16 protein-coding genes are annotated in these 19,628 nt (G+C 61.9%); 7 read left to right on the top strand and 9 right to left on the bottom strand.

Features of this window, described 5'->3' with window-relative positions; translation table 11 throughout:
* Position 1: 1 nt before the first annotated feature.
* On the top strand, positions 2-1,711 hold the full coding sequence (locus J2D73_RS04920) for an amidase (RefSeq protein WP_243429648.1): 1,710 nt from the start codon (positions 2-4) through the stop codon (positions 1,709-1,711).
* Positions 1,712-2,025: 314 nt separating this feature from the next.
* On the opposite strand, the gene J2D73_RS04915 is transcribed toward J2D73_RS04920, so the two are convergent.
* On the bottom strand, positions 2,026-2,811 hold the full coding sequence (locus tag J2D73_RS04915; RefSeq protein ID WP_207879936.1) for an aldolase: 786 nt from the start codon (positions 2,809-2,811) through the stop codon (positions 2,026-2,028).
* 360 nt (positions 2,812-3,171) lie between these two features.
* Between J2D73_RS04915 and J2D73_RS04910 the strand changes: the two genes are divergently transcribed.
* Both J2D73_RS04910 and J2D73_RS04905 read left to right on the top strand, forming a co-directional pair.
* The gene (locus tag J2D73_RS04910) at positions 3,172-5,139 is read left to right on the top strand and encodes a CocE/NonD family hydrolase (RefSeq protein WP_207879934.1); all 1,968 of its coding nucleotides are present in this window, start codon (positions 3,172-3,174) and stop codon (positions 5,137-5,139) included.
* Positions 5,140-5,209: 70 nt separating this feature from the next.
* A complete protein-coding gene (locus J2D73_RS04905) occupies positions 5,210-6,508 on the top strand; it encodes an MFS transporter (protein ID WP_207879932.1) in 1,299 nt (432 codons plus the stop codon).
* 336 nt (positions 6,509-6,844) lie between these two features.
* Here J2D73_RS04905 and J2D73_RS04900 read toward each other — a convergent pair whose 3' ends face one another.
* From J2D73_RS04900 to nrdR, 5 genes are all read right to left on the bottom strand, one after another.
* Positions 6,845-7,051 (bottom strand): hypothetical protein, encoded by a 207-nt coding sequence (locus J2D73_RS04900; protein ID WP_207879925.1) that lies wholly within the window; start codon positions 7,049-7,051, stop codon positions 6,845-6,847.
* Positions 7,052-7,087: 36 nt separating this feature from the next.
* Positions 7,088-7,792, bottom strand: a complete 705-nt coding sequence (locus tag J2D73_RS04895; RefSeq protein ID WP_207879923.1) for a dienelactone hydrolase family protein — start codon at positions 7,790-7,792, stop codon at positions 7,088-7,090.
* 153 nt (positions 7,793-7,945) lie between these two features.
* Positions 7,946-8,977, bottom strand: a complete 1,032-nt coding sequence (thiL, locus tag J2D73_RS04890; protein ID WP_207879922.1) for a thiamine-phosphate kinase — start codon at positions 8,975-8,977, stop codon at positions 7,946-7,948.
* The gene (gene nusB, locus J2D73_RS04885; RefSeq protein ID WP_207879920.1) at positions 8,961-9,578 is read right to left on the bottom strand and encodes a transcription antitermination factor NusB; all 618 of its coding nucleotides are present in this window, start codon (positions 9,576-9,578) and stop codon (positions 8,961-8,963) included. The genes thiL and nusB overlap by 17 nt, the downstream gene beginning before the upstream one ends.
* A 196-nt stretch (positions 9,579-9,774) precedes the next feature.
* Complete coding sequence (nrdR, locus tag J2D73_RS04880) at positions 9,775-10,242, bottom strand: transcriptional regulator NrdR (RefSeq protein ID WP_026398281.1); 468 nt, start codon at positions 10,240-10,242, stop codon at positions 9,775-9,777.
* 429 nt (positions 10,243-10,671) lie between these two features.
* Between nrdR and J2D73_RS21150 the strand changes: the two genes are divergently transcribed.
* Entirely contained in the window at positions 10,672-11,271 is a 600-nt protein-coding gene (locus tag J2D73_RS21150; RefSeq protein WP_207879918.1) for a copper chaperone PCu(A)C, read from the top strand.
* Between the two features lie 107 nt (positions 11,272-11,378).
* On the opposite strand, the gene lpxB is transcribed toward J2D73_RS21150, so the two are convergent.
* Positions 11,379-12,560 carry a lipid-A-disaccharide synthase gene (gene lpxB / locus J2D73_RS04870; RefSeq protein ID WP_207879916.1) on the bottom strand — a complete coding sequence of 394 codons (1,182 nt, stop codon included), beginning with the start codon at positions 12,558-12,560 and terminating at the stop codon, positions 11,379-11,381.
* Positions 12,561-12,773: 213 nt separating this feature from the next.
* Between lpxB and tcuC the strand changes: the two genes are divergently transcribed.
* A complete protein-coding gene (gene tcuC, locus J2D73_RS04865; protein WP_279380890.1) occupies positions 12,774-14,141 on the top strand; it encodes an MFS transporter in 1,368 nt (455 codons plus the stop codon).
* On the top strand, positions 14,138-15,865 hold the full coding sequence (locus J2D73_RS04860) for an OprO/OprP family phosphate-selective porin (protein WP_207879914.1): 1,728 nt from the start codon (positions 14,138-14,140) through the stop codon (positions 15,863-15,865). The genes tcuC and J2D73_RS04860 overlap by 4 nt, the downstream gene beginning before the upstream one ends.
* A 357-nt stretch (positions 15,866-16,222) precedes the next feature.
* Here the strand turns inward: J2D73_RS04860 and J2D73_RS04855 are convergent, their stop codons facing one another.
* Complete coding sequence (locus J2D73_RS04855; protein WP_207879912.1) at positions 16,223-16,723, bottom strand: hypothetical protein; 501 nt, start codon at positions 16,721-16,723, stop codon at positions 16,223-16,225.
* Positions 16,724-16,960: 237 nt separating this feature from the next.
* Positions 16,961-18,247 carry a NupC/NupG family nucleoside CNT transporter gene (locus tag J2D73_RS04850; RefSeq protein ID WP_207879910.1) on the bottom strand — a complete coding sequence of 429 codons (1,287 nt, stop codon included), beginning with the start codon at positions 18,245-18,247 and terminating at the stop codon, positions 16,961-16,963.
* Positions 18,248-18,542: 295 nt separating this feature from the next.
* On the opposite strand from J2D73_RS04850, the gene J2D73_RS04845 reads away from it, so the two are divergent.
* Entirely contained in the window at positions 18,543-19,025 is a 483-nt protein-coding gene (locus tag J2D73_RS04845; RefSeq protein ID WP_207879908.1) for a glutathione peroxidase, read from the top strand.
* Positions 19,026-19,628 lie beyond the last annotated feature (603 nt).

Here is a 19,628-nt window from a genome sequence, read left to right as displayed (position 1 = left end):
GATGAACAGCGACGTGGACATTCGACTGACCCGCGCTTGGTGGATGCGGCAGGTTTGGAAAGTTCGCCCCGCTGGTTGCGCCACGAAAGCCGTCCACGTAGCCTGCGTGTTTGTTCTGGCGTCTTGCGCCGCCCCTGCGTCGCGTTCGGTTCTGGACGGGGCGGCCTCGGGCGGCGATTGCGCCCTGCCGCTTACGGTGGGCGCCAGTGTGCATGCGCTTGAGGCGGGGACAGCGACCTCTGCGTCCCTGACAGCCTGCGCCTGGACACGCGTGGCGATGCGTGACGATCCTCTACGGCGCGACCGATACGGGCTGCATGCTGTTCTGGCGCTTGACCCCACGGCGCAGGAGCAGGCGGCGGCTTCGGACCGACGAAGGCGAGACGGGCATCTGAAAGGGGCGCTGGACGGCGTTCCTGTTCTGCTCAAAGACAATATTGAAACGCAGGGGGCGTTGCCCACGACAGCGGGATCTCTGGCGCTTGCAGCGAATGTGTCGCAACGGGATTCGACGGTGGCTGCGAAACTGCGCGCAGCCGGAGCGGTGCTCCTTGGTAAGACCAATCTGTCCGAATGGGCGAATTTCCGCTCCGGAGATTCAATCAGTGGCTGGAGCGGGGCCGGCGGCCTTACGCGCAACGCATTCGATCGCAATCGTTCGGCCTGCGGATCAAGCTCCGGCAGCGCCGTCGCCGTGGCTGAGGGCATCGTCCCTGCTGCGATCGGCACGGAAACGGATGGTTCCGTCACCTGTCCGGCGGCGTTGAATGGTCTGGTCGGGCTGAAACCGACTCTTGGGCTGGTCTCGCGCAGGGGCGTCGTGCCTCTGGCGCCGAGTCAGGACACGCCTGGGCCGATCGCGCACACGGTGGCGGACGCCGCGCTGCTGCTCGATGTAATCGCCGGTTCCGACCCGGCGGACAGCGTGACGCACGATGCTGAGTCACGGGGGGGGAGGTACGTCGACGCCGTCAATGCGGCGGCGGATCGGCGAATGTTGCAGGGTGTGCGGCTCGGAGTGCTGCATTTCGCCGTGGGCAGCGACCCGCGCGTCGCTGCGTTGTTCGAGCAGGCGCTCGAACGCCTGCGCGCGGCGGGCGCGGTTCTGGTCGAGATCAAGGCGATAGACCTGACGGATTTGCGGAAGAAGGAAAGTGTCGTCCTCCATTCGGAGTTTCACGCTGCGATAGATACGTATCTGGCGCATGCGCCAGCATCCGTCTCCAGTCGTTCCCTTGCGGATCTGATAAGCTTCAACAAGGCGCACGTTGGCGAAGAAATGCCCTATTTCGGGCAGGATTCTTTCGAAAAATCGCTGACGGCGAATGAAGACGACGCCTATCGCGTCTCCCTGCTGGACGCCCGTCGCCTTGCGGGCGCCGAAGGCATTGACGCCATGCTGTCCGCCGCCCATGTCGAGGCGTTGCTCGCGCCCACGACCCGCGTCGCCTGGCCGATTGATCTGGAGGAGGCCGATCCTCCCGGAGATGGAACCGGCTCGGCGACGCATCTCGCCGCCGTCTCAGGATATCCGCATCTGACCGTGCCCATGGGGCTGGCGCCGCAGCCCGGTACGGCGAAAGGTCTGCCGGTAGGGTTATCTCTGGTGGGGGCTGCGTGGTCGGATGCGCGGCTTCTGGCGCTGGGGGTGGCTTATGAACAGATCCGGGGGGCGTTTCCGGTTGCGCCGGAAACGAATGAAGTTCGGTGAATGGAATTAAAAAAATTCAATATTATGAAGAGAAATTTATCAGTATGTGCTGAAATTGAGGGGTCGTGACTAGAGACGCTTCATCTGGGAAATTCCGTAAAGCCGATCCCATTTATTCGGTATGCGAGCCTTTCAAAGTCGTTTGAAAGGCTCGCAGCTAATTCGAGATGCATGCAAGAGGCGGGCAACCTGCGGCCGAATTACGGCCGAAAGCCTGGTAATCTCTCCCCCACAATATGACTCTCCATATAGACTCTGAATGAGTCGCATTGAGCGGGGCGTTGGTTCATTTGCTTCGACGGGCGACGACCCACTCAGTCGAGGAACGATGAGTCGGAGCGCTCCAGCCGACGCCGTGCGCTCGCCAGATGGAGCCGGGCGCTGTCCGCGCGTCCGGCCGCCTCTTGCGACGCGACAAGGCAAGCGATTTCGTCCGGGACAATTTTCAGCGGACGACCGGTGCTGGCCGCGAGCACCTGCGCCTGAGACGCGCGCTCAAGATAGTAGAGGTCGTCCCAGGCTTCCGCGATCGTGTCGGCAAGCACCACCACGCCGTGATTTTTGAGAAATACGATATCCGCGTCTCCCGCGGTCAGGGCGATGCGCTCGCCCTCGGTCGCGTCCAGCGCCAGCCCGTTGTAGTCCTCGTCGACGGCCACGCGCCCGTGAAAGCGCAACGCGGTCTGCCCGGCCCAGAGTAATGGCGGTCCTTCGACCATGGCCAACGCGGTCGCATAGGGCATGTGCGTGTGAAAGACGACTTTCGCTCGTGGCAAACGCATATGAAGCTGCGCATGAATATGAAACGCGGTGGCTTCCGGCGTGCCGGAACCTTCGAGGACTCGACCGTGCACATCGCAAAGCAGGAGAGAGGAGGCCGTGATCTCCGAAAATGCGTAGCCGAGCGGGTTGACGAGGAAGGTGTCGTCCGAACCGGGGATCATGGCGGAGAAGTGGTTACACACGCCTTCTTCCAGCCCATGCAGGGCCGCCAGCCGAAAACACGCAGCGAGGTCTTCTCTCGCCGCTCGAACAGCGTCCGGATTGGGGAGGTCATTGCGTCCGGGGCGGCTTTCGTCGATCTGGTAGATGTGCGCCATGGGATGCCATTCCTTCACTCATTTGGACGTCACGCGCCTCTGGAAATGCGCACCGCGCAGGGTTCCGACGATAGGTACAACCTCTACCTCGCAGCGCGCCTTGCGCCGACCCTGCGTTGGCCAGCACACCGTTCGCCGGCAATGGGGCCTCGCCTGCTCGAATTTCCAAATCGACGCGCCTCATTAACTAGCACAGCGCACCGTGGACGCGAAATCGTAACGAAATCGGTACGATTGCGCCATTGCATTGCCGCTCGGCGTTGGTTGTGACAGGTTCGTATCGGTTGGTGGTGTTCATGTGTGACGAACCTCTAGGCAGGATGACGTGTCGGCGAAACGCCGTCGGTAGTGAGAAAATTCATGGCAGTGACAGGCGCGCGTAACCTATTCATTCGGCGGGCGCTGGTGTGCGGAACGGCCTGCGCGATAGTCTTGGCGGGCGTGGCTGTGACACGCGCGGCAGTTGCAGATACCGCTCCCGCGGAGGTTCCGGCGCACGACGTTGGAAGAGCCTATGTCGCCAAAGAAGTGATGGTTCCCATGCGGGATGGCGTTCGCCTGCAAACGGTGGTCGTCACGCCGGTCGGGCAGACAGGGCCATTGCCGATCCTGATCACACGCACGCCCTATGGGGTTCCTGATCAGGCGATGGTCGACCGTCAGGACGGAGATCCGAAGTCGACCCTGCTTCCGAGTTGGCGCGCGTTCCAGAAAGACGGCTACATCATGGTGTATCAGAATTTGCGCGGACGATTCAAATCGGAAGGGCAGTTTCTGAAGACGTCTCGATATAACGCGCATGACCGGAGACAGGCGAACGAAGTCAACGACGCGTGGGACACGATCGACTGGTTGGTCAAAAATATTCCGAATAATAACGGCCGCGTCGGAATCTATGGCGTTTCTTACGCCGGTCTCACCGCAGGCCTCACCCTCCTGCATCCCCATCCGGCGCTGAAGGCGATCAGCGAACAGGCGTCCCCTGCCGATCAGTGGATGAACGACGACGACCATCATTACGGGGCGCTTCGGGAAAGCTATACATTCGAATACACAGTTCTGGTGCAAGCGGAGAAAGAGGCCAACACGAATTTCGATTTCGGCGTCCGCGACGTGTATAGCTGGTATCTCGCACTTGGTCCTTTGTCGCATATCAACAAGGACTATCTGCACGGTAAGCTCGACTACTGGAATCAGGTGGTTTCTCATCCCGATTATGATTCATTCTGGAAAGAGGAAGCCTGGGTCGACAAGGTTAAGACGTCAACAGTTCCGAATCTTAACGTCGCCGGATTCTGGGATCAGGAAGACCCATGGGGGCCATGGCGTATTTTTCGCGGAGCCAGCCAGCACGATCCGGATAATACGAACTTCATCGTCGCCGGCCCGTGGTATCATGGAGGCTGGCAGCGGACGGATGGCGGGAACATCGGCCCGCTGCCGCTTGGCGGGCATCAAACGGCGGTGGAATTCCGCGAAGGGATAGAGGCGCCGTTCTTCCGCTATTACCTCCACGAAACCGGAGAAAAGCCGTCGTGGAAAGCGAAAATGTTTGAAACAGGGTCGAATGAATGGCGCGAGTATAAAGTCTGGCCGCCGCAGGACGCAAAGACCACGCAACTGTTCTTTCATGCAGACGGAACGTTGTCATTTCAGGCCCCGACAAAGAAAGATAGCGGGGTTCGTCAGTACGTTTCGGACCCGGCGAACCCCGTTCCCTATCGTCCGCGTCCGATATCGCCGACCTATCCGACGCCCGAATGGCGCACATGGGAAACAAACGACCAGCGTTTCGTCGACCATCGTCCCGACGTTCTGACGTTCGTCAGCGCGCCGCTGGATCACGACCTGCGCGTCGCCGGCCCACTGGCAGCCCATCTGTTCGCCTCCACCAGCGGAAAGGACGCCGATTTCGTGGTCAAACTGATAGACGTGTTCCCTGAAGAGGGCCAGAAGGCGTTTGTGGCTCATCCGGACGCCGCCACCTGGGCGGACTCACTGGACGGTTACGAACTGCCGATCGCGATGGACGTGCGTCGGGGCCGTTACCTGCACGACTACCAGCACGCCCATCCGCTTGTTCCCGGCAAGGTCGAGGATTGGTCCATTCCCCTGCGCGATCACGACCACGTCTTTTTGAAAGGACACCGTGTGATGGTGCAGGTTCAGTCGACGTGGTTTCCCTTGATCGACCGGAATCCGCAGACATGGGTTCCGAGCATCTATCAGGCGAAGGAGGGTGATTTCCAGCCCGCGACGCAGAAGATTTACGCGACGCCTGAAGCGGCGTCCTATATCTCTCTCCCGGTGATCGAAGCGACGCAATAGATACGAAGTCGGGCAAGCCTGCTCAGCCTGCCAATTGTTTTCTGAATGATAGGTTTCTGACGGTGACTGCATGATTTCGGCGGCTCTCGACGACCTGCAACTGTCGCGTCTGCACATGCGCCTCCTGCTGATCGCCGGACTTGGTTACATGTTTGACGGTCTGGACGGCTCGGCGCTGGCGTTTTTCCTGCCAGTCCTGAAGATGCAGTGGGGTCTGTCTGCGTGGCAGGCGAGCATGATCGCGTCCAGCACCTCGGTTGGTTATCTTTTCGGCTCGTTCGCTTCAGGTTTTCTGGCCGATCGTATCGGTCGCAAGCGCGTGATGATGACGGCGTTGGCGTTTTACTGCGTCGCGTCGTGCCTTAGTGCGTTGGCCTATGACTGGCGCGTTTATTGCGCTTTGCGAGTTTTATGCGGCGTTGGAACCGGCGCCGAAGCGGTCGTCATTATTCCCTATATTGCGGAGTTTCTTCCGGCGCGCCTGCGTGGGGGGCTCTGCGGGGCCGTGGTTGGATTTTATTCTTTCGGTTACGTCGCCGCCGCGTTGATTGGCGTTGGCGTAGTTTCCAGATTTCCCGACGGCTGGCGTCTGGCGTCCTTTATGACGGGCGCTCCCGTTCTGCTTCTGCTCTGGTGGCGTCGTGCGCTTCCGGAATCTCCGCGTTGGCTGGAAGCTCGGGGGCAGGTGGGCAAAGCACGGGAAGTCGTCGCCCGTTTTGGCGCGAATGTCCGAGCGCAAGGGGGCGGACCTATTGCGGGGCCGATCGATACGAAGGTGATTTTACGCGATCGGCATTGGATTTTTTGTATCGCTTTATGCATATGGATATGGACTTTTCTGTTTTTTGCCTTTTATGGAATTTTCGCATGGGTTCCCTCCCTTCTCATGCAACGAGGGATGAATCTGTCGCAAAGCTTCGGCGTGTCGTTTTTGATCTTTGCGGCGCAAATTCCCGGATATTTTGTTGCCGCCTGGATGAATGGAGTCATCGGGCGGCGACGCGTGATGATCGCCGCTTTTTGTGTGGCGGCTCTTGCTGCTGCGTTCCTTGCAACTGCTCCGGCAACCATGGGCGTCATCATCGCGGCGATGGGACTTTCGGCAGGCCTGAACGGCTCCGTTGCGGGACTTTACGCCTATACTCCTGAACTTTTTCCAACGGAGATACGCGCCACGGCCATGGGCCTCGCTTCCGGCGTCAGTCGTCTGGGCGCCATCGGTGGGGCGTTCGGAGTCGGATTGCTGTCCAGTTGGGGGGGCTCACAGCTTGTTTTTTCAGTCATCGGCGCCGCGCTGGCTCTTGCAGTGTTGCCATTGCTGACTGTCGCGCCAGAGACAAAGAACGCGCCATTGCCAGAACTTGGGTAACAATTTGCTCCAATGTCTGCTCGTTGCGTCAAGTTTGTATCGGATCTAGCGAGAGTCTCTCCGTCCAAGCGGACGTAGTTTTACTGCCTCAGCATGCTCGATAAAAACTGATCACGAGTGTTCTTGCAGAGCCGATGGGGCATCTGACCATACAGACTCTACGATCTGTAGGGCATGCGTTCTCAAATTGCTCTGCAATCTTGCCCCTTCTAGTCGTGGGTAGGGCGTCGCGGCTGCCGCGCGGCAGACCGGGATAGGTCTGGCCGTGTTCCAGTGTTCAGAATGTGTCTCGCGATTTGGGGCGTGTTGGTAAAACGCTCGCAATGACGCTGCGATTTACCCGCCGAATGGTTGTTGCTGCGTGCCCGCCGAAGGAGGCTGAACTGCCCGCTCCGCTTCTGCGGCGCGCCGCCGGACGCCACCGGCTTCGGCGAGTTTACGAACCGCCGTCACCAAAAGACTCGCAGCCGCGACACTGACTCCTACGATAAGGACTGCCGCAGGCTTCTGTCGCGCCTGAAAATCCGGGGTTAATCTCGGCATCGCATGCCCCCCACATAAGTCGGTAAAGACTGGAAACTATCCTCGCTCGGGAATGTCCCCGACGGAGCGAAGGCCGGCTTCAAGAAACGTCAGACTGCGTTCCCGGGCGAGACGCTCAGCGTCAGCGTTGAAGCTGGGACGATCACGATTGCCGAAACCGTGCCCAGCCTCATCATAGACGTAGATTTCGATCTCGGGATGCGTGTTGCGAATGTCGGATACGTCGGATGGCGGAATCGATCCGTCCTGCCCACCAAAATGCAACTGCACTGCGCAATGCGGCGTCGCATCCTTGTGCGCCGCGATCCCGCCGCCATACCAGCCGACTGCTGCGGAGAAGGCGGTCGTGCGTGTCGCGCCGTCCCAGGCAAGCCGTCCACCCCAGCAGAAACCGATGATTCCGACTTTCCTTTCCGGCGCCTGCTCCCGCAGATGACGCGCGCAGGCTTCAAGATCCGCCAGCGTGCTTTCGAGAGGGATATCGGCCCGAAGCGCCAGCCCCTTCTGTACATCTTCTGGCGTGTAGCCGAGCTTCGCGTCGGGCTCGACGCGGTCGAACAACGCAGGGACGATCACGGAAAATCCGTCGGTGGCCCAGGCGTCAGCTACAGCTCGCATGTTGTGATTGACGCCGAAAATTTCCTGCACGACGACCAGAGCGTGCGGGGCATCGGGGCTGCCAGCGACGTAAGCGGAGAATGTATGTCCGTCGGCGGCGGTGATGGAGATGATCTGACCCATGGCGCGACTCCTGTGCCATCCATGATGGGCGCGACCTTGCGGTCGGGCGTTTAAGGGAGGCCATTTCTGGCCCGTCAGATGAAAGTGTCAATCTGGGGCGTCAATCTTGCGTGCGGAGCTATGCAAGCGAGTCGAGATGAGACAGGGCGGGGCCTACATATGGCTCCAGCCGCGTCGTTCAAGCGGGATGTCAGAGCCGTCGGCGCGCGCAAGTCGCGTGCCCGACACACCTGAGTCGAAACGCCCGATCCGAGTGATCGGGGTTCCGGTCAGGCGACAGCTTTCCAGCAATTTTTCGCGCGCCGCATCGGGAACAGCAAGTAGAAGCTCGTAATCGTCTCCACCTGTTGCGCAGAAAGTGGCGAGATTTTCCCCGGAAAAACGGTCTGAGGCCGCCCCGGAGGCGCGCGCAGCGGCCGACAGCGGAATCGAGTCCGCGTCGATCACGACGCCGACGCCGCTTTCGCGCGCAAGATGCCCGGCGTCCTGTACCAGCCCGTCCGAGACATCCATGGCGGCATTGGCGACTCCGCTCAGCATCAGGCCAAGGCGTGGCTGCGGCAGCCGGTAGCGGTCAGCCAGCCAGCCATCCGGGTCCGGGATTTCGCCACGAAGGGCCAGCAGGCCCAGCGCGCCGTCGCCGATCGTCCCGGTCACCCAGAGGCTGTCGCCGTGACATGCGCCGTTCCGCCGGAGCGCCGCGCCGGGCGCGACGTTTCCAAGAATGGTGAGGGACATCACCAGCGGGCCGCGTGTGGATGTCGTATCGCCGCCAAGCAATGTCACCCCGAACCGCTCCTGATCTTCGGCAACGCCAGCGGCGAACGCGGCGTACCAGGCGTCGTCGCGCGTTACATGACCAAGGCCACGGGGGCAGGCGAGTGCGAGCAGCCAGCCGAACGGCTGGGCGCCCATCGCCGCGATGTCGGAGAGATTGACCCGAAGCAGCTTGCGACCGAGCGTTTCCGGCGGATCATCCGGCAGGAAGTGTACGCCTTCGACCATCGTATCGGTCGCGACCACCATGTCGAAGCCCGATTTCGGGGTGAACAGCGCCGCGTCGTCGGTCAGGTCCAGCGCTTCCACGCCAGCCAGTTGCTTGAAATGACGCCGGATAAAGGCGAACTCGTCAGGCAGCGGCGAGTCCGCGTCTGACGTCACAGGCGTTTCACGCCTGTTCGCCATTGGCGTCGTCCGGGGCGCCGGTTTCGTCCGTCGAGACGGCGTCAGCTGTTGCAGCGGTGGCGTCTTCGGCCCCAACGACGCCCTCGCCCTCGCCCTCGCCCTCGCCCTCGCCCTCGCCCTCGCGGCGCAGGCGTTTCGCCACACCGTCGAGAACGCCATTGACCAGCTTCGTCTCGTCGCCCGAGAAAAATCCGTGGGCGACGTCCAGATACTCGTTGATCACAACGCCAGCGGGCGGCGCGTCAGGCGCATCCAGTTCCGCGATGGCGGCGACCAGAATGGCGCGCAGCACGGGGTCGAGCCTGTTGACCGGCCAGCTGGCCGGGAGGGTTTCAGACAACAGGGCTGCGCGGCGCGACGACGTTGCGCTGGCGCGGCGGGTGATCTCGGTGAACAGGTGGATGTCGGCTTCAGGGATGTGACCTTCTTCGAAGGTCTCGCCGGACAGCGGCGTGCCAAAACGATGCGTCACGAACTGCCGTATGACGTTCTCCGGCGCATCTGCGCCCTGCTCGATTTGAAAGAGAGCCTGCACAGCCGCGACGCGTGCCGCCGTTCGGGGCCGTCTCGCCGGGCTCAGCCGTTCCTGTGTCTCGGCCATCCGCCGCTCTCCTGCCTGTTCTCTGTTCATGCGCTCGGCGTACGTCTGTGGTCGTATGCACGCGTCGCGCCGCCGGTCGCGACATCTTATCGCACGGATTCGCCGTTCCGGGGCGCGCTTCATCGCGCCTTTACCGTCTCAGGTCCACCCCCTCGGCTCCGGACAGAGGAAACTCGTGCGGACTTTTTGTCCCGGGTCAGTCAGATCCTGTCTTTCTGTCGGTCATCGAGGTGACGATCGCGGAGAAATCCTTGGTCTCTCTGAAGTCGCGATAGACGCTGGCGAAGCGGACATAGCCGACAGCGTCCACCGTGTGCAGCGCCTCCATGGCAAGCTCACCGATCAGGTGCGTCGGGATTTCGCCTTCGCCGGACGCCTCCAGACGCCGGGCGATGCCGCTGACAATCTGCTCGACCCTGTCTTCGCTCACAGGCCGCTTGCGCAGCGCGATACGCACCGAGCGCAGCAGCTTCTCCCGATCAAACGGCGCCCGCCGACCATCGGCCTTTACGACGATCAGTTCCCGCAGTTGCACTCGTTCCACAGTGCTGAAGCGCTGACCACACTGGGAGCACGAACGCCGACGTCGAATGGACGCGCCCTCCTCGCTGGGGCGGCTGTCCTTCACCTGCGTGTCGTCGTGATTGCAGAATGGGCATCGCATCGAACTGTCTTTCCTCGGGCGATCTCGCACGGCGGCGAACATATCGACTGCCCCATTATAGAGCGAAGTGCGTCCCGGACGCCACGGCGAGCAAAAATGTCGTCGCTTGCGTGGCGAATTGGGTGTGAAAGTGGCGAACGCAGCCGTGCTGCAGGTGTTGAACGGATTGCCGCAAATCCGGAGTGGGGGGCGAGTTGACAGATCAGGAGTGTCGGCGAGTCGTAAACTGGGGACAGCGGCGCGGTGGCCCGGCGTTCGACTCCGCAGTTCGCAGTCTGACTATGGCGGCGACGCTTGCGAATCTGTTTCGACGGCTGACCCTGCGCGACTGGAGTGATAGGGTGTGTGGAACCGTTCTCGTGTCCGCAACGTAGTAGACAGGCGAATATCGAGGCGAGCGGCGTGGCGAAAATAAATAAGGTGCTCGGTGTGAAACGTTCGCGACTTATGTTCCCGGTGTTCCGCCGTTTTTTAGAGATTCGACAGGGTGCGCTCCCGACGATCTCGCTGTGGCGGGTCGGCCTCGCGTGTGCGGCGTTTCTGGTGGCGACGCCCGGCAACGCGACGGACGAGGGCGCCGCCTCACCAGGCGCAGGGACGGCCAGTTCTGACGATATGAGTGGCGCGGAAGCGGTCCTCGTGCCCGGGCAGGAAGGTGCGGCTCATGACGTCGCTATCACCGGGCAGTGGATGGTTCGCGGAAAACGCGTTCCGGATCGGCTCTCGGCGTATTTCACGATAGAGAACCGGGCGGACGCGACGTATCTGGTGCAGGGCGTGAGTTCGCCGTCCTGCGCACAGCTTTACGGCTACCACTCTGATCAGGAAATCTCGTCCGCCACGCGCAACCTGTTCTCCCATCTGGCTCTGCCGGAGAATCAGACGCTCGTGTTTCCTCCGGGAGGATACCATTTGATGTGCGATGAAGCGCCGGGCGTGACTGTAGCGGACGGCTCTACCGTGTCGGTCACGTTCACGTTCCTAGGCGGCGTCCACAAGACGGTGAATTTTCCAGTGAAAGCCCGATAATAAGCTACTGATCGGAAGTTGCCCGACTTCGGGTCTGGCAAGGTCGCTCGATCAGCCGCCACCGACCGGCGAGTTCTCTCGCTCACGCGAGAGCTCGCTGGATCAGCCTATGCGCCGGGTTGGTCCAACATGGACAGGATTTCTTCCGCCGCTGCGTCGGCGGGGATTGCGCCCCCCGGTCCACGCAATCCTTCCAAAAGCGTCTGGAATCCTGCGCGCTGGGCCTCAGCAGTCTGCCGGTCGGTGATAAGGCGCTCGACGGCGTCAGCCAGCACGTCGGGGCGGCAATCGCCCTGCAGCAACTCCGGTACAAGTCCACTTTCAGCAAGCAGGTTGACCATCGCCACATAAGGCACGCGTATCAGCCGCCTTGCGATCGCCGCGGTGAGCGGATTCACCCGATAGGTCACGGCCATTGGCACGCCCGCCAGCGCGAGTTCGAGAGTCGATGTGCCGGATTTGGTCAACGCTGCGCTCGCTGCGGCGAAAGCATCGTGCTTGTCGTTCACCTCGGTGACGATAATTGGCTGCGTCGGCCAGCGTGCGGTGGCGTTCAGCACTGTCTTCGCGACCACGGGCGAGACAGGAATAACCGGAACGACGTTCGGGATGCGCTGACGCAGCAGCGACAACATGCGCCCGAACACCGGCAGCAGACGCGGCGCCTCGGAACGACGGCTGCCGGGCATGAGGATCACGATCGGCGCATCATGGGACAGGTCGTGGCGTTTCCGGAACGCAGCCGCGTCGCCAGTGTTCGCGCCGGACTGCAGCACCGGGTGGCCAACGAAGCGGGCGTCCAGCCCGTGGCGACGGAAGAAGGCTTCTTCGAAAGGAAGCAGCACGAGAAGCCGCTCCCATAGCCCCGGAAACTCGCGGACGCGATGTTCGCGCCATGCCCAGACCTGCGGTGCGACATAATGTGCGCGGGGGATCGCGAGGGGCGCGATGCGTCGGAGCAGCCGAAGCGCAAACCCGGGACTGTCGATGGTCACTACGAGGGCGGGCCGGGTGCGTTCGATGTCGCGGACGGCGTCGTCCAGTCGACGGGACAGGCTGCGGATGCGAGGGAGAATCTCGACCAGCCCCATGACCGCAAGCTCATGCATAGGGAACAGGCTGCGCAGCCCCTGTTCCTGCATGCGTTGACCACCGACGCCCGCAAAGCGCAGGTCGGGGCGGCGCAAGCGCAGAGCGGCCATCAGGCGCGCGCCCAAAACGTCGCCACTCGCCTCACCGGCCAGTATCCAGATCAGAGGGGCGTCAGCCCGGGCGTCGCTGGCGCTCATGTGTTCCCGATAATGCCGGGGCGTAGACGGCGCAAGCGGGGGCGTTATTGCCGGGTGGCAGGACCTGTTCTCTCAAGTGTCTTGAGAGAACAGGTCAGCGATTACACAAAATCGATAGGACCCCGCGTCAACCGGGTTTTTTGGTCGACGGCGCGTCGTTCGTGGCGCACGTAGGGGAAAGGCGACCAACAATAAGTAAGGACAGGCAGCCGGATGACGAACAAAACGGCGTCTCTCGACGTCGCGCGCAGCGCCGAAGGGTATACTGCGGGCGGTAGTGCGCAGAGTTCCAGCGTTGCAGATATCGCGCCCCCGATGACCACTAAAGAGCGCGTACGCGCGGCCATGCAGGTCGCCAGCGGCAATATGCTCGAGATGTATGATTTCATGGTGTTCGGCTACTACGCCGCCGCCATCGGTCGTGCGTTCTTCCCGTCCGGCGATGCCTACGCCGAACTGATGATGTCGTTCGCGACGTTCGGGGCGGGATTTCTCATGCGCCCGCTCGGCGCGGTCGTGCTTGGCGCCTATGTAGATCGCATCGGTCGACGCAAAGGCCTGATCCTGACGCTTTCGCTGATGTCGATCGGCACGATGTGCCTCGCGCTCACCCCGACATACGCGCAAATCGGCTTGTTGGCTCCGTTGATCGTGCTGTGCGGCAGGTTGATGCAGGGTTTTTCGGCAGGTGTGGAGCTTGGGTCCACTTCCGTCTATCTGGCTGAAATCGCCACGCCCGCCACCAAGGGTTTCGTGGTCTCGTTTCAGTCGGCGTCGCAGCAGGTCGCGGTCGCCGCAGCGGCTGCTCTGGGCGTTTTCCTGTCGACTGTTATCCCGCCGGAAAGCATGGGGGCATGGGGCTGGCGTGTGCCTTTGCTGCTTGGATGCATGATCGTGCCGGTCCTGTTCTTCCTGCGCCGTAACCTGCGTGAGACTGAAGCATTCGCAGCAACGCATTCGCCGCCCGCGATACGCGAGGTGCTTGCCACCATCGCCCGCGAATGGCGGGTTGTGGGTGTCGGTGTGTTAATGGTGCTGATGACCACGACGTCCTTTTACGTGATCACCGCTTACACGCCCTCCTTTGGAGCGAGCGTCCTGCATCTGTCCTCTCGTGACAGTCTGGTCGTGACCTTGTGCGTGGGCCTCGCCAATTTTGCGATGCTGCCCGCCTTTGGCGCACTTTCGGACCGGATCGGTCGGCGCCGGCTGCTGATCGTGGCGACGGTGACCGCTATTCTCACGGCGTGGCCCGCCATGACATGGCTGACCGCCGGACCGTCCTTCGGCCGCCTCCTTACGGTGGAATTGTGGCTGGCGTTGATCTACAGCGCCTATAACGGGGCGGCGGTCGCATTCCTGACGGAAATCGTGCCGCCAAGAATCCGCACGACCGGCTTCTCGCTGGCCTACAGCGCCGCGACCTGCATTGGCGGCTTTACGCCGACAATCTGCACGCTGCTCATCCACCAGACAGGCGATCGCGCCATGCCTGGAGCCTGGCTGTCCGTCGCCGCCGTGTGTGGTCTGATTGCTGCAATACGGGCGAAGCCGTATCAGGACGAGGGCGTGCGCGATTGACATCGATTGTGTGCTCGCCGAAGGGCGAGAATGTAAGGCGGGGCCGATACGCTTGTGGGGTGGCCCTGATTGCCGTCGCGGCGTCGTTTTGCGGGGAGGGAGAAGCCCGGGGTGCATCTTCCGGAAACGTCGACGTTCAGGCGCTGGCGGATTTGGTGAAGGCGCAGGCCCGACAGATTCATGATCTGCAGGCCCGCCTTGATCTCGTGGAGAAGCGCTCCGCGCCCGCCACGGCCAAATCCTCGTCCGCGTTAGCCGGGAAACCAAAAACGGCCTACGCAGCGACGACGATGGTCGCGCCAGCGGTGCTTCATCCGGTTGTCGCGCCGCCCCAGGCCTCGAGCAGCGTGGTGGCGACGGCGAACCAGCCAGTGGTCAATGAGGCGAGGCCGACGTTCCGCATCGCAAACGATTCGTCGAATATGTTCACGACGCGTCATGTGTATCCGTTGATAGCGGCGCCTCCGGGCACATATGGCGCGATCTCGGCGATGCCGTCGAACTCCTCGCCTGTCTATGGAGTCGAATCTTCCATTCCGTCAGCGGCGCGTACAACGACCGTCGGCGGTCTGGTGTTGAACTGGGGCAAGGGGCTGCCGGAATTTACGACGCCTGACGGGCACTATGCCTTTCGCGTGCGTGGACGTGTGTTGGCTGATTACGGGGCTGCATTCGGTTCCCGGTTCGGCGGGCAGAATGTTTCGCGCACCGGGTTGCGCGCAGCCCGTATAGGCATCGAAGGGCGGGCGCGGCAGCTTTCCTGGGTCTTCGAGACGGATTTCTCCGGTAATCAGGTCCAGATCGTCAGCGCCTTCGCGACCTGGAGCGACAAGATGGCAGGGCATCTTGTCGAATACACGCTTGGCAACAAATTCAACGAGCGCGGTTTCGATGGCTCGACGGGTTCGGACCAGACAGTGTTCCTTGACCGCGATCTGGTCGCCAATGCGATTTTGCCGGTCAAAGGTTGGTACGGGCTTGGCGGCGCCTACAAAATTTTTGGAAAAAGCTGGCATGTCGCCGCGCAGATCACCGGCGACGACGTTAATTCGTCGAACACGACCAACAATGTGCGCGACGACCTCACTTATGAATTGAGGTCGCATTGGATACCCTGGCGGTCTAAGGATGCGCTCATCCATCTGGGCGCCTGGGGCTTTTACGAGGACGTAAAGCCCGCCGCGTCGTTCTCTCAGAATGTCCGGTTGATGGCGCGTACCGACGACGCGTTTTCCGCTTACCTCGGCCCTACCGTCCCGCTGGCCAATTCACTCGCGGGTGGGCTCGAGCTTTTCGGCATCTGGAAAAATGCTTGGGCTCTGGCGGAAGGCGGCGTCCGAAGCATGAAGTTCCGCGACCTTTCGGGCGGCGGCAGGGGCACGGAGAAGGCGGCGAGTGCGCAGACCGGTATTTTCCTGACCGGGGAAACGCCGAATTACTTCGCCCATACCGGCCAATGGGCTACGCCTCGGGTGCTGAATCCTGTGCCAGACGGAGGGCTGGGAGCTTGGGAGGTTGCGGCGCGCGCTGACTGGCTGGACGCCAGCGACGTGCCGACGGGCGCGCGCGCCTGGACCGTCACGTTGGGCGTAAACTGGTATCTGGTGAACTATGCGCGCCTGATGCTGAACTACACTCATGCGCATGTGTCGAACAAAACCGGCTCCTATATCGGGGAGACGGGCGGAAACATGATCGGGATGCGTGCGGGCGTTACGTTCTGACGTCTGCACCCACAGGGCGCAGAAGGAGCGCCCAGCAGGCGTCGCGCCACAGGGTTCAAGGTGTGATAAGAGCTCACGTCGCGATGCGGTCGCAGGGCGTTGCGGTCGTTCGGTTAACTCGCGCTGTTTGAAACGTCATTTCATCCACCGGTGCAGGCTGCTCCGTGGCCTGCATTTTCTGCGCCACGAAGAATCCCTGACGTAGGGCGTTCGCTCCATACGCCTCCGTCTTCAGGAACTGGATCGACGCAGGCCGAGAAAGCGAAAGACGTCATCGCGATAGTGTTGACGCCAGTAGTTTTGGTTAAAGCTGAGCGACCGTGGTTTTCGCGTCGCCTAAATGTTCAGGTGACATGGTCAGGAGCAACCGACGCTGCTGACGCCCTCTGTCGATTTGCCAAGCACACGAAACCGCAGCCGCGAGGCTTCGGCGGATAGACGTACTCCATGCGTGTGAGTCGTGAGACGCAGCTCAACGCCCTTGGCGTTTTCCAGCGCCATCGCTCCCGAGCCGCCGCCTGCGGTCGCTTCAGCGTCCACCGCCCAGAACGTGCTGTCGAAATCATTGACCGACCCGAGGTTGGCGACGCTGCCCTCCGCGCATGATTTCGAATAACCCAGAGCAGGCGCACCGCCGCCGCTGACGGAGATTCTGTAGTCAGCGCCCTTGTAATGAAGGATGCCCTGACCCCAGGCGTATCCGGGGCCCAGGTTTGCGCTGTGGACCTGAAAGACGAGCCGGTCGGAGTCCGTGCCCGGTTGCGTCGCCGTATCGACACTTGCCGCAGCTGCTTCGCCTGAGGCGAGGGCGAAGCCGCACAGCGCCGCCACGGCTGCAATTTTCGAGTGTCGGGACATGACGTAACTCCTGCTCAACGATCGATCGTGGACACGACTCAATCCCGTGCGTTGGTTGCAATGAAGCCATTTTCAGGCGCGGGTGCAACGGCCTGCATGCGTGATCTTCGATAGCCCTGAGCGTTTCGCAACGCATTGATTGGGCGCAACGCTCCGGACGATCATTTCCCCCCGAGGGTTTGGGTCGTCCGAAACGATGTCTAGCGCGTGGCGCGCGCTTGAGCACCTTTTTACGCTTTACGGCGTGCTGATGAACAGTCCTGCGATAACCGCGCTCGTCAGATTGGAGAGGCACCCTGCCAGAACCGCGCGCGCGCCCATGCGACAGACGAAAGCCTTGCGCTCGGGGATGACGCTGCTGAAAGCGCCGATCAGGATGCCGATGGAGGAAACGTTCGAGAAACCGCAAAGAGCGAAGGATGCGATGGCGATGCTGCGGGGTTCAAGATCTCCCGTGTGGAGATGCGGTGCGAGGGAGCCGTAGGCGACGAATTCGTTGAAGGCGGTTTTCTGACCGATCAGCGTGCCCACGACGCCTGAGTCTTGCCACGACGTTCCGATCAGCCACGCGAGAGGCGCGAAAACCTCCCCCAGCAATCCGGACAGGGAAAGTGTCCCGCCGATATGCAACGCATGCCCGGCGGCCCCCAGCCCCCGATCCAGAAGCGCGATCAGCCCGACGAAGGCGATCACCGTTGCGCCCACTGCCACCGCGACCCGTGTGCCTGCGGCGGTGCCGTTCGCTATCGCCTCGAACACATTGGCGGTCGCGCCCCCCGGAGCATCCTCCAGGGCGTTCCCGGTTGCGGTTGAAGCGGGTGAGGTGTCGCGCATGTCGACGATGAGCGGCGTTTCGGTCTCCGGCATCAGAATCTGCGCGAACAGAAGGCCGCCGGGAATGGCCATGAACGACGCCGCGAGCAGATAATCCATGGGCACGCCAAGCGCTGCGTAACCGGCGAGGACGGAGCCCGTCACCGAAGCGGTGCCGCTGCACATCACAGCGAACATTTCCGCCCGTGTGAGACGCGACAGATATGGAGCGATTGCGACCGGCATTTCGCTCTGGCCGATGAAGATGGTGATGACGGCGGAGAAGGATTGCGCAATCGAGACGCCGATGACCCTGCTGACCGCAAACCCGATCACTTCCGCCAGACGCTGCATGATTCCGAAATGATAGAGCACCGCGATAAGCGCGCTGACATAGATGATTTCCGGCAGCACCTGAAAGGCGAAGATAAAGCCTTCGCCGGGGAAGACGTCCCCCATTTTCGGGCTGACCAGCGCCCCGAACAGAAATGCGGAGCCTTGCGCGCCGCAGGAGAGAACCTGCCCTACGACCGTCGAGACTGCGTGAAGCGCGATGCGTCCCGGCGGCACGAACAGGACGATCGCGCCAATTCCGATCTGCGTCGCCAGAGCGGCGATGACAGGGCGCAACCGGATCGCGCGGCGATTCGTTGAGAAGGCCAGTCCAATCGCAAGCAGAAGCGCTACTCCCGCCAAGCCGCGCAAAATCATGCCTGCATCCCGGTTCGTGTCGATGTCGCGACGAGTCTTGTCTGCTCGCGCCGGGCTGTCCAGTGCCGCATCTGCAGGCTCTCGACAAATCGCGGCGGGCGGGGCAGGGCTAAGGCAGGGCGCGATCGCGCGGATTCGGGACCGATACCCCGGCGGTTTCGCAAGCGACTCGCGCGTATGACGGGCGTGGCGGCCGTCCTTCGACGCAGGAAGCGTCGTCGCGACGTTTCACGCCCCGGCTGCGTTGAAATTCAACGCCCGACGTGAAGGGGCTGGAAGTTGCGAGGGAACGACCATGCAGTGCGCCTATGATTTCAGCATGCCCGGACTTGAAGGCGGCACCGTCGATTTTGGCGCGTGGCGTGGAAAGCCGTTATTGATCGTGAACACGGCCTCCAAGTGCGGCTTCACGCCCCAGTATGAAGGGCTGCAGGCTCTCTGGTCCGAAATGGATCGCGAACTGATCGTGGTCGGCGTGCCCAGCAACGATTTCGGCGATCAGGAGCCGGGCGGCGGGAAGGAAATCGCGACGTTCTGCTCCCGCAATTACGGGGTCAGCTTTCCCATGACAGAGAAAGCTCACGTGCGCGGTCGGGAAGCGACGCCCCTGTTCCGCTGGCTGGCGGAGCAGGGTGGGTTTCTGTCGCGTCCGCGGTGGAATTTCTTCAAATACTTGATCGATCGTCAGGGGCGGTTGACGAACTGGTTCTCCAGCATCTCATCGCCCGACTCACGCCGCGTGCGGGAAGCCGCGTCGCGGCTCGTGCTCGATCATTGAAGTCGGCGATTTGAGTCGGGGGTGAAGCGAACGGCGCCCCGCGGGCTTTTCAAGGGACTTCGTCTGGGTGCGCTGGTCGCGCGAGCGGCGGTTGGCCGTGATCAGTGCTTTCCTGGAGATCACGAGAAAGCCCTGAGTGCCGACCCCCGTCGCCGGAGGCCCATCTTTTGGAATGCTGAGGCAGGAAGAGCGGTTCAGCGTTGTCTAAATTGAAGACGTATCTTCACAACTGGCGACGCCGCCACAAATGCGCCTTACCATCGGCTCAGAAAACAACTGATACGAATTACGGCCGCTGCCCCGCCCCATGACGTTATCTGACGACGCCGCCTGCCAACGAGGCTGACGGTGGCGCGGGGGGCGACGGCTGACCGTGAGGATGCTAGACAGCCGCCATGACGCCTCGCCTGTTTTTCGCCGCCCAACTTTCTGCTGCATTCCTCCGTCCCGACGGTTGGTCGGGCGGCGGGGTGGTCCCCAGAGCCGCCCGCTGGCTTGCTGCAGGCGTGCGCGTTCCCGCGTTCGCGGGACACACGGCGCATGCCTGGTCCGACATCATGTGTTCCGAAGGTGGGCAGGATGTTGGGGGTCTGAATGCGGGAG

It is taken from the genome of Acetobacter sacchari (genome assembly GCF_017377715.1).
In the GTDB taxonomy this organism is placed as follows: Bacteria; Pseudomonadota; Alphaproteobacteria; order Acetobacterales; family Acetobacteraceae; genus Acetobacter; species Acetobacter sacchari.
Note: the sequence above shows the minus strand (reverse complement) of the source record. Positions and strands in the feature narration are given on the sequence as shown.

Bases quoted from the DNA above. Each gene is read 5' to 3' on its own strand.
- J2D73_RS04920 (WP_243429648.1), top strand. From the start codon at position 2: ATGAACAGCGACGTGGACATTCGACTGACCCGCGCTTGGTGGATGCGG.
- J2D73_RS04915 (WP_207879936.1), bottom strand. From the start codon at position 2,811: ATGGCGCACATCTACCAGATCGACGAAAGCCGCCCCGGACGCAATGAC.
- J2D73_RS04910 (WP_207879934.1), top strand. From the start codon at position 3,172: ATGGCAGTGACAGGCGCGCGTAACCTATTCATTCGGCGGGCGCTGGTG.
- J2D73_RS04905 (WP_207879932.1), top strand. From the start codon at position 5,210: ATGATTTCGGCGGCTCTCGACGACCTGCAACTGTCGCGTCTGCACATG.
- J2D73_RS04900 (WP_207879925.1), bottom strand. From the start codon at position 7,051: ATGCCGAGATTAACCCCGGATTTTCAGGCGCGACAGAAGCCTGCGGCA.
- J2D73_RS04895 (WP_207879923.1), bottom strand. From the start codon at position 7,792: ATGGGTCAGATCATCTCCATCACCGCCGCCGACGGACATACATTCTCC.
- thiL (WP_207879922.1), bottom strand. From the start codon at position 8,977: ATGGCGAACAGGCGTGAAACGCCTGTGACGTCAGACGCGGACTCGCCG.
- nusB (WP_207879920.1), bottom strand. From the start codon at position 9,578: ATGGCCGAGACACAGGAACGGCTGAGCCCGGCGAGACGGCCCCGAACG.
- nrdR (WP_026398281.1), bottom strand. From the start codon at position 10,242: ATGCGATGCCCATTCTGCAATCACGACGACACGCAGGTGAAGGACAGC.
- lpxB (WP_207879916.1), bottom strand. From the start codon at position 12,560: ATGAGCGCCAGCGACGCCCGGGCTGACGCCCCTCTGATCTGGATACTG.
- tcuC (WP_279380890.1), top strand. From the start codon at position 12,774: ATGACGAACAAAACGGCGTCTCTCGACGTCGCGCGCAGCGCCGAAGGG.
- J2D73_RS04855 (WP_207879912.1), bottom strand. From the start codon at position 16,723: ATGTCCCGACACTCGAAAATTGCAGCCGTGGCGGCGCTGTGCGGCTTC.
- J2D73_RS04850 (WP_207879910.1), bottom strand. From the start codon at position 18,247: ATGATTTTGCGCGGCTTGGCGGGAGTAGCGCTTCTGCTTGCGATTGGA.
- J2D73_RS04845 (WP_207879908.1), top strand. From the start codon at position 18,543: ATGCAGTGCGCCTATGATTTCAGCATGCCCGGACTTGAAGGCGGCACC.